Raw genomic sequence first — 9,212 nt, forward strand, 5'->3', positions numbered from 1 at the left:
CCGGCGGCCACGCGGACTCCCCGCTCGCGCCCAGGCACCTGGCCGCAGAGGTGCCTGTGGACACGCCGCCCGGCGCCCAGGTCGCCGATGTCCGGGTGACCGCCGAGGACGGCTCCTTCGTCCGCCTGCGCGACCGGTTCGGCCGGGGCGCGCTGCTCGCCGTGCTGATCGCGCCGGGCACGGGGGTGTGGGAGCGCAAGCACTGGGTGGGCGCCGGCATCATGCCCCGGCTCGCCGCCGCGGTGACCGCGCTGCCGTACCCGGCGGAGCTGCTGGTCGCCGAGAGCTATCCGGGGGCCGCTCCCCACACGGTGCTGCTGATCCGTCCGGACGGCCATCTGGTGGCCGCGCTGAACGGCGTACGGCCGGCGGATCTGTACGCGGCTGCGGAGACGGCGCTCGGCGGGGCTAGCCGGGAGGAGGCGGAGGCGGGGGTGCAGTGAGCCGGGGCGGCCTCCATAGGTAGCGCGTTGCCTCTACAGGGAGCGCGCTTCCGGTCGCAAGGGAGCGCAATTTCCGGTCACAAGGGAGCACGTTTCGCAGTCCGGTGATCCGACAAGCGCACCGATCCGCTCCTCTCCGTCCGTATGGTGACAGCCAGTTGACCGTCCCGCACGGCCATGGTCTACTCCGGACCGTGACCGATACCTGCGTGCACCTGTGGCGGAGGGTCCATATGGACCTCGTCCGCTACGCGGGCTGCGTGTGTCCTTCCTGCTGATTCGCACCCTCTTTAACGCGCCCCTCGTGCGCTCTCCGCGAACCTCACCAGGACGGTGTCCGTGTCTGTCGCCCCCTCCTCCCTCCCCGCACCCTCCCGCGTCCCCACCCAGGCCGATCTCCTGGACTTCGTACGACGCACCGCAGCCGACGCCGAGCTGATCGCGTCCCTCCCGCTCGACCCCGAGGGCCGTACCTGGATCCGCCTCGAAGGCCCCGCCGGCAGCGAGGCGTGGCTCATCGGCTGGCCCCCGGGCACCGGCACCGGCTGGCACGACCACGCGGACTCGGTGGGCGCCTTCCTCGCGGCCCAGGGCACGCTCAAGGAGAACTCCCTCGCGGCCCGCCTCCCGACGGACGGCTGGAAGACCCTGGAGCTGACGGAGGAGGTCGACCGTGAACGCCGGCTCTCCGCCGGTCAGGGCCGCTCGTTCGGCCGCCACCACATCCACGAGGTCCTGAACGAGTCCCCCGACCACCACGCGATCTCCGTCCACGCCTACTACCCGCCCCTCCCCCGCATCCGCCGCTACAGCCGAACCGGCCAGGTCCTCCGGCTTGAGCAGGTCGAACGCCCGGAGGACTGGCAGTGAGTGACACCCACCCCGTCGGAATCGACGCCCTGCTGGACCGGATACGCACCACCTACGCGCGCGTGGAGCCTCAAGAGGCGTACGACGCCACCCGCGCGGGAGACGCGTTGCTCGTCGACATCCGGTACGCCGCCCTGCGCGACCGGGACGGCCTGATCCCCGGCGCCCTCGTCGTCGAGCGCAACGAACTGGAGTGGCGGCTCGACCCCCAGGGCAGCCACCGCGTCCCCGAGGCCACCGGACACGACCTGCGCGTGATCGTCGTCTGCAACGAGGGCTACGCCTCCAGCCTCGCCGCCGCCTCCCTGCACCAGCTCGGACTGCACCGGGCCACCGACCTCGTCGGCGGGTTCCAGGCGTGGAGGGCGGCGGAGCTTCCGGTGACGCGGTGACGAAGGGGACCGTAGCGGCCCGGTGAGGACATGGCGGCCCCGTGGCAACCTGGCGGCGAGGGGACGACCCCGCCGTCGGTACGACAAGAAGACCGACTTCTCTCCAACACCCCCTACTCCCGCGCCGTGACCACCGTCACCGCCCGCACCCGCAACGCCACCCGCCCCGGCACCGCCGTCGCCACCACCGCGAGCAATCCGGCCACGGCGACGACGGTGACGTACACGAGCGGGGTGACCGCCGGCGCGGCACGCCCCGTCATCCCGACGCTGAACGCGGTCAGGACGGCGAGGGCGATGCCGCTGCCCAGCGCGGTCGCGAGGAGCAGGATCGACAGGGCCTCGGTGCGCAGCATCCGCAGCACCTGACGGCGCGTCGCCCCCGCGAGCCGCAGCAGCGCGAACTCCCGGAACCGCTCGGAGACGGACATGCCGAGCGTGTTGACGACCGAGATGGCGGTGAAGGCCAGGACCAGCCCCATCGCGAACAGGTTGACCTCGGCGTTCTGCTGCAACCGGGCCGCCTGGAGCGAGTCCGCCTCGTCCGGAGAAAGAATCCGGAGACCCGGGAACTCACGGAGGGTAGTCGCGAGTTCTCCATGTGTACGGCTGGTGCTGACGAGGAGGGAGGCGGACAGGGGGTTGTCGACGTGGCGGGCGACAAGGTCGTGCGCGAGGGTGAGGTCTCCGAAGCCGAGGCCCCTGGAGTAGACGGCGACGACGGTGAGCGTGGCGGGCGTGCCGTCGCCGAGCGTCAGTTTCAGGGGTGAGCCGGGTGCGAGGCCGAGGTGGTCCGCGGCCAGTTCGCTGACGGCGACGGTGTTCGGGGCCAGCCGGTCGAGGGATCCCGCGGTGACATCGGGGTCCCAGGTGCGGGCGAGACCGGCGGGGGTGACGCCCTGCGCGGGGTACTTGTCGAGGCCGACCCGGACGGTGGTGCGGACGACCTCGGTGACGGCGTCACCGGGCGCGCGCAGCCGCCGCGCCACCGGTGCGGGCACGCCGGGTCCCCCGGGGGAGACGACCCAGTCGGCCAGGACACCCGCACGGGTCTCGGCGCGGGCGGCGTCGCCGAGGGTGGGCTGGACGAAGAGGACGGTGCAGGTCATGCCGACGAGCAGAGTGAGAGGGGTGACGACGGAGGCCGTCCGGACGGCGTTGCCGCGCAGGTTGGCGGTGGCGAGCCGGCCGCCGTGACCGGTGAGCCGCAGCGGTCCGGCGAGCAGCAGGGTGGCCGCCTTGACGAGGAGCGGGCCGAGGAGCGCGACGGAGGTGGACAGGACGATGACGGCGAGGAAGGTCACCGGGGTCGAGGCGGCCTCGGTGCGCAGCACACCGAGCACGGCGACGAGGGTGCCGCCGCCCGCGAGCAGCAGCAGACCGGCGACGAGCCTCCCCCAGGCGGGTCGGCCCGGCTCTGCCTTCGCGTCGGTGAGCGCCTCGACGGGCCGGATACGGACGACCCGCCGGGAGGCGATCCGCGCGGCTGCCCAGGCACCCAGCAGGGTCACGGCGACAGCGGCAAGCGGCGGGAAGACGCTGGCAGCGGGCTCCAGCGTGTCGGGCACGGCCCCCAGAGCGACGAACCGTCCGTGCAGCCAGCTCCCCAGCGGCAGCCCGGCGCCGGCGCCCGCGGTTCCGGCGAGCGCCCCGATGAGCAGCGCCTCCCGGCCGAGCAGCCGGCGGACCTGTCCCGAGGTGGCGGCGACCGCCCGGAGCAGGGCGAGTTCCCGGTGGCGTTGCTGCACCGACAGCCCGAAGGTCCCTACGACCACGAGGACGGCCACGAGCAGGGAGGTCCCGCCCATCGCCCCGCCCATGCTGATCAGCCGGACCCGTGCGGCGCCGGCGTCGAGGAACTCGACCGGTCCGCGCGCCTCCCCGACGGCGACCTGAGCGGTGGTGCCCGCCAGGGCCCGCCCGAGCGCCTGCTTCACCTCATCGGGGTCGGTTCCCACGGTGGGGATCACGCCGAACGCGGTGACCTGCCCGGCGTGCGCGGCCAGCCTGCGGGCCTCGTCGGCGGAGAAGAAGAGGGACGTCTGGTGGCGGACCCCGGTCGCCGGGGCGGCGATTCCGCTGATGCGGTAGGTGCGAGGTGCCTGCGTCGACTGCACGGTGAGCCGGCCGCCGACCGTCAGCCGCGCCCGCGCCGCGAGGCCGCTGTCGATGACGACTTCGTCGGCGCCCCGGGGCTCGGACCCGCCGGTGAGGCGGTACGGCGTCAGTGCGGCGGACTCCCAGGCATGGCCGTAGGAGGGCGGGCCGGGGTCGTGGCCGGGCGTCGAGGGGACGGCGAGGAAGGTCAGTTCGGGGATGACACGGGCGACTCCGGGGGCGGCGGCGATCCGCTGCTCCAGCCCCTCCGGCAGCCAGGCGCGTTCGGCGATGGGTTTGGCCTTGTGCTTGACCTTGGTCTTGCCGTTCTTGTGCTTGACGGTGGTCCGGTGGACGTTCTGGTCGCCGGAGACCAGGACCGGTGTCGCCGCGTACCGCTCGGTGCGGATCGTGCCGCGCAGCCCCGTCTCCAGGAGGGTGCCGCAGGCGGTGACGAGTGCGGCGGCGCACAACAGAGCCAGGAAGGCCCCGAGGAAGCCGGTCTTGCGGGCGCGGACCGTCTTGAGGGCGTAGCGCAGCATCATGGGGGCGGGCTCTCTTCTGTTGTGAGGTGAGTTGTCGTGGGCACAGACGGCACCCGTCCACACTCGTCCTCCACGCGCCCGCGCACATTGCGGCGTTCCGGCGTCTTCGTAGGGGGGTTATCCCCACCCTCGCTCGGAGACGCGCCGCTCACCGGTCAGCCCGCCCATGACGGCACCCCCTTCACGGGGAACGCGCAGGGAGCGCATCGGGCCCGGCCCGGACACGATCGGCGCCCCCGCGCGTCCACCCTGCCCGGAGCCGGCCGCTCCGATGCCCCCGCCTCGACGGCCACGGCTCCGGGGCCACCGCCCCGGCACCGCGAACCGGCCGCCGCCCCCACGATCACGCCCCGTCCCGCCCCTCCCGACAGGACAACGCTTCACCGGCGCCGAGGGGCACGCACTCGGGCCGAAGACCCACCTCACGATGACGCCCGGTCACCCGGCGCCCACACCACCGGACCCTCACGGCAACGCTCCCTCACCGCGGGCCGGCCTCCCTCAGAACCCCTCCCCGTCCAGGAAGTCGGTCTCCTCGCCCTCCTCTTCCAACGCCTGCCGGACGATCCGCAGGGCCATGCCCTCGGAGTAGCCCTTGCGGGCGAGCATCCCGGCGAGACGGCGGACGCGTTTGTCCCGGTCGAGGCCCCGGGTGGCCCGCAGCTTGCGGGCGACGAGTTCCCGGGCGGTCGTCTCCTCCCGCTCGGAGTCGAGCTGGGAGACCGCCTCGTCGATCAGCGTGGAGTCGACGCCCTTGGTGCGCAGCTCCCGGGCCAGGGCTCGCCGGGCCAGGCCCCGGCCGTGGTGCCGGGACTCCACCCAGGCGTCCGCGAAGGCGCCGTCGTCGATCAGTCCGACCTCTTCGAAGCGGGAGAGCACCTCCTCGGCCACGTCGTCCGGGATCTCCCGCTTGCGCAGGGCGTCCGCGAGCTGTTTGCGGGTGCGCGGGGTCCCGGTGAGCAGGCGCAGGCAGATTCCCCGCGCCCGCTCAGCCGGGTCCCCTGAAGGCTGCTCCTTCTCGGCCCTCGACGAGTCGGAAACGCCTTCCCCCTCGGTGGACCGCCCACCGGACGGTTCCCCGAAGCCACCGCGGCGACGGCCGCGCGGACCACCTCCGCCGGCTCTGCCACGCCCGGCACGACCGCCACGCCCGCCGGGTCCACCGGTGCCGTCCGGTTCGTCGCCCCAAGGGGCGCCACCGGGCAGGTCACCGCTCGCGTACGAGCCGCTTCCCTGACGGCCGGCTCCCGACCAGCCGCCGCCTGGGAAAGAACCGTCCCCGAACCCGTCTCCGGCGTCGTGGGACTCCTCCCCCAGCCGGCCGCCCTCCGTGAACGGGCCGTCACCGCCCCGCCGCCCCCGCCGGGGCCCGGTGTCGTCCGCCCCCGGGCCCCAGAAAGCGTCGGGGTCGGTGTGTTCGGCCCAGTCGGTTCGTCGTGTCACGGAGGATCAGCTCTTGGCCGCCGCGGCCTTGGTCTTGACGGTCTTGGCCGCGGGAGCGGGGACCGTCTTGGACGCGTCGTCCGCGAGGGTGGTGCTCGCGGCGTCCGCGCCCGGCTCGGCGGTGGGTTCTTCGGGGCGGACCCCGACGCCCAGCTTCTCCTTGATCTTCTTCTCGATCTCGTCGGCGAGGTCGGGGTTGTCCTTCAGGAAGTTGCGGGCGTTCTCCTTGCCCTGGCCGAGCTGGTCGCCCTCGTACGTGTACCAGGCGCCGGCCTTGCGGACGAAGCCGTGCTCCACGCCCATGTCGATCAGGCCGCCCTCGCGGGAGATGCCATGCCCGTAGAGGATGTCGAACTCGGCCTGCTTGAAGGGCGGCGCGACCTTGTTCTTGACGACCTTGACGCGGGTGCGGTTGCCGACCGCGTCCGTGCCGTCCTTGAGGGTCTCGATACGGCGGATGTCGAGGCGCACCGAGGCGTAGAACTTCAGCGCGCGGCCACCGGTCGTCGTCTCCGGGGAGCCGAACATCACGCCGATCTTCTCGCGGAGCTGGTTGATGAAGATGGCGGTGGTCTTGGACTGGTTGAGCGCGCTGGTGATCTTCCGCAGCGCCTGGCTCATCAGACGGGCCTGGAGGCCGACGTGGCTGTCGCCCATCTCGCCCTCGATCTCCGCGCGCGGGACGAGCGCCGCGACGGAGTCGATCACGATGAGGTCGAGGGCGCCGGAGCGGACCAGCATGTCCACGATCTCCAGGGCCTGCTCGCCGTTGTCCGGCTGGGAGAGGATCAGGTTGTCGATGTCGACGCCGAGCTTCTTCGCGTACTCGGGGTCCAGCGCGTGCTCCGCGTCCACGAACGCGACCTGGCCGCCGGCCTTCTGCGCGTTCGCCACCGCGTGCAGCGTCAGCGTGGTCTTGCCGGAGGACTCCGGTCCGTACACCTCGACGACGCGGCCACGCGGGAGGCCGCCGACGCCGAGCGCCACGTCGAGTGCGGTCGAGCCGGTCGGGATGACCTCGATGGGCTCCTTGGACCGCTCGCCCATGCGCATGACCGCGCCCTTGCCGAATTGCCGTTCAATCTGTGCGAGCGCGGCGTCCAGCGCCTTCTCGCGGTCCGTGCCTGCCATGGGTTCCACCCGGTTTGCTTGAGTCGATCGCTTCACGTCAAAGACGCTAACGCCTGCCACTGACAACGCGCCCCGACGCCGGTCCAGCCTGTGGATAACTCGGCGACTTCTCCGCCCGAACCCGGGCAAAACAACCATGGAAGTCACCGCCGAACGCCTCGCCGGAGCTTCCATCAGAATGGATGTTCGATTTTCGTGTCAAGCGCGCCACACGGCTCCCCGAGGGTACGTCCACCCACCCTTCACACCCACGGACCACACCCGTGTGTCCCGCAACGGAGTCCGGCAAGGCGCAGGCACTCGCGGTCCGGTGCGCGGCCGTCCACGCCGTCGTGGAATCCGCAGACGCCCCGCCGGCGACCGGCTGATCCGGACAGAACGGCCTAGCGCTCCCGTCCCCCACGCGCACGTGCCCGCGCGCCGGCCCGCCGCCGCATCTCGCGCAGCCCCGAGGGCTCCTCGCGGCGCGGACGGCCCTGCACCCGCGGGTCGTCGGTCACGTCGTACCGCTTCACGTACGCCCCCAGGAACGCCTGGAGCGTCGCGACCGCCGGGATGGAGACCAGCGCGCCGACGGCCCCGAGCAGGGCGGTCCCGGCGATGACGGAACCGAAGGCGACGGCGGGGTGGATGTCGACGGTCCTGGACGTCAGTTTCGGCTGGAGCATGTAGTTCTCGAACTGCTGGTAGACCACGACGAACCCCAGCACCCACAGCGCGTACCAGGGATCGACGGTGAACGCGATCAGCATGGGCAGCGCACCCGCGAGATACGTCCCGAGCGTCGGGATGAACTGCGAGACGACACCGACCCACAGGCCCAGCACAGGCGCGTAGGGGATATCCAGGACCTGGAGCAGGATGTAGTGCGCGATCCCGGAGATCAGCGCCATCAGCCCACGCGAGTAGAGGTAGCCGCCGGTCTTGTCGACGGCGATCTCCCAGGCCCGCAGCACCTCGGCCTGCTTGGCCGGCGGCAGCACCGAGCACAGGCTCCGACGCAGCCGTGGCCCGTCGGCGGCGAGGTAGAACGCGAACAGGGCGACCGTGAGCAGCCGGAAGAGTCCGCCGAGGACCTGGGTGGAGACGTCGAGCACCCCGGCGGCACTGTTCTGCGCGTACTTCTTCAGCCAGTCGGAGTGCAGCAGCCCCTCCTGGATGTCCACCCGCTTCAGCTCCGTGTGGAACTTGGTGTTGACCCAGTGGATCACCGAGTCGAGGTACTGCGGGAAGTCGTCGACCATCTTGACGATCTGTCCGGCGAGCATCGACCCGAGGAGCGTGACGAACCCGGCGACGGCGACCAGCAGCCCGAAGAAGACCAGGAAGGTCGCGAGCCCGCGCCTCATCCCGTAGGACGCCATCCGGCTCACGGCGGGTTCGACGGCGAGCGCCAGGAAGAACGCGATGAGGATGTTGACCAGCAGCCCGAGCAGTTCGTGGAACGCCCACGTCCCGAGCTGGAACACACCGACGAGGGCCAGTGCGAGCACCATCGCGCGTGGGAGCCACCGGGGCATGCGCTCCCGGACCGGCTCACCGCCGTCGGCCGAAGGGCGCTCGGGCGGTGCCGCCGCGCCGGACGACGGTGTCTGCGGGGCGAGCTGCCCGGTCTCCTCAGTCGGTGCCACGGCCCAAGTCTCGCCTACTCCACCGGTACTCCCGCACTCCCGTGCGATCTTCGCCCCGGATCACCGGTTCTCGTGCGGAACGTTCATCACCGCACACACCACCCGCCACACGTCCTTCGCCTCCCAGCCGGCGGCCAGCGCCTCGCGCACCGTCCGCCCGCCCAGCTCCGTCATCACGTGATCGCGCGCGAAGGTCTCGGAGTACCCCGTACCGAAGTGCTCCGCCATCCGCTCCCAGAAGACCGTCAACCGCATGCGCCCAGTATCCCGCCCCTCGGGTACACCCTGGCCGTGTGGCCCCCGGGAAACCGCTTTCCGTCCTACGGTCGGCGACATGGCCGAACCAGGGGCTGCCCCCCTCCCTCAGACGCCCTCGGCGCGCTCCCCGCTCGCGCGCGCGGAGCGCTTCGTCTGGCTCAACGCGCGCGTGCTGGAACAGCGGCTCTTCGCCCACCACTTCCTGGGCGCCCCCGCCGAGCCCGCGGAGACCGCGCTCGACGCCTACCGCACCGCGGACGGCGGGTACGGCCACGCCCTGGACCCCGACCTGCGCGGGCCCGTGGGCCAGCCGCCGCACGCCGTGTACGCGCTGCGCGTCCTGGACGCCGTGGGGCGCTGCGGCGGGCGGCGGGTGGAGCAGCTGTGCCGCCATCTGACGGC

The 9,212-nt window shown here is 72.3% G+C and carries 8 protein-coding genes and 2 pseudogenes; 5 read left to right on the forward strand and 5 right to left on the reverse strand.

Annotation, left to right across the window (positions count from 1 at the left end; translation table 11 throughout):
• The 4 genes and pseudogenes from ACVNF4_RS27715 to ACVNF4_RS27730 form a co-directional block, all read left to right on the forward strand.
• Positions 1-443: pseudogene (locus ACVNF4_RS27715) on the forward strand (FAD-dependent monooxygenase); the annotation flags it as partial.
• Positions 444-652: 209 nt separating this feature from the next.
• Positions 653-721 (forward strand): putative leader peptide, encoded by a 69-nt coding sequence (locus ACVNF4_RS27720; RefSeq protein WP_461805615.1) that lies wholly within the window; start codon positions 653-655, stop codon positions 719-721.
• A gap of 61 nt (positions 722-782) precedes the next feature.
• On the forward strand, positions 783-1,313 hold the full coding sequence (locus ACVNF4_RS27725; RefSeq protein ID WP_461805608.1) for a cupin domain-containing protein: 531 nt from the start codon (positions 783-785) through the stop codon (positions 1,311-1,313).
• Positions 1,310-1,705: a rhodanese-like domain-containing protein gene (locus ACVNF4_RS27730; RefSeq protein WP_461805609.1), complete on the forward strand. Its 396-nt coding sequence runs from the start codon at positions 1,310-1,312 to the stop codon at positions 1,703-1,705. Before ACVNF4_RS27725 ends, ACVNF4_RS27730 begins: the two co-directional genes overlap by 4 nt.
• A gap of 113 nt (positions 1,706-1,818) precedes the next feature.
• On the opposite strand, the gene ACVNF4_RS27735 is transcribed toward ACVNF4_RS27730, so the two are convergent.
• The 5 genes from ACVNF4_RS27735 to ACVNF4_RS27755 form a co-directional block, all read right to left on the reverse strand.
• The gene (locus tag ACVNF4_RS27735; RefSeq protein ID WP_461805610.1) at positions 1,819-4,347 is read right to left on the reverse strand and encodes an ABC transporter permease; all 2,529 of its coding nucleotides are present in this window, start codon (positions 4,345-4,347) and stop codon (positions 1,819-1,821) included.
• A gap of 501 nt (positions 4,348-4,848) precedes the next feature.
• The gene (gene recX / locus ACVNF4_RS27740; protein ID WP_461805611.1) at positions 4,849-5,790 is read right to left on the reverse strand and encodes a recombination regulator RecX; all 942 of its coding nucleotides are present in this window, start codon (positions 5,788-5,790) and stop codon (positions 4,849-4,851) included.
• A gap of 6 nt (positions 5,791-5,796) precedes the next feature.
• Positions 5,797-6,921 carry a recombinase RecA gene (recA, locus tag ACVNF4_RS27745; protein ID WP_461805612.1) on the reverse strand — a complete coding sequence of 375 codons (1,125 nt, stop codon included), beginning with the start codon at positions 6,919-6,921 and terminating at the stop codon, positions 5,797-5,799.
• A gap of 383 nt (positions 6,922-7,304) precedes the next feature.
• A complete protein-coding gene (locus tag ACVNF4_RS27750; RefSeq protein ID WP_461805613.1) occupies positions 7,305-8,552 on the reverse strand; it encodes an AI-2E family transporter in 1,248 nt (415 codons plus the stop codon).
• Between the two features lie 60 nt (positions 8,553-8,612).
• Entirely contained in the window at positions 8,613-8,807 is a 195-nt protein-coding gene (locus ACVNF4_RS27755; protein ID WP_461805614.1) for a DUF3046 domain-containing protein, read from the reverse strand.
• Between the two features lie 79 nt (positions 8,808-8,886).
• On the opposite strand from ACVNF4_RS27755, the pseudogene ACVNF4_RS27760 reads away from it, so the two are divergent.
• Positions 8,887-9,212 (forward strand): annotated as a pseudogene (locus ACVNF4_RS27760) (hypothetical protein); the annotation flags it as partial.

The sequence above is a fragment of the Streptomyces sp. S6 genome (assembly GCF_054880855.1).

Bases quoted from the DNA above. Each gene is read 5' to 3' on its own strand.
- ACVNF4_RS27735 (WP_461805610.1), bottom strand. From the start codon at position 4,347: ATGATGCTGCGCTACGCCCTCAAGACGGTCCGCGCCCGCAAGACCGGC.
- recA (WP_461805612.1), bottom strand. From the start codon at position 6,921: ATGGCAGGCACGGACCGCGAGAAGGCGCTGGACGCCGCGCTCGCACAG.
- ACVNF4_RS27755 (WP_461805614.1), bottom strand. From the start codon at position 8,807: ATGCGGTTGACGGTCTTCTGGGAGCGGATGGCGGAGCACTTCGGTACG.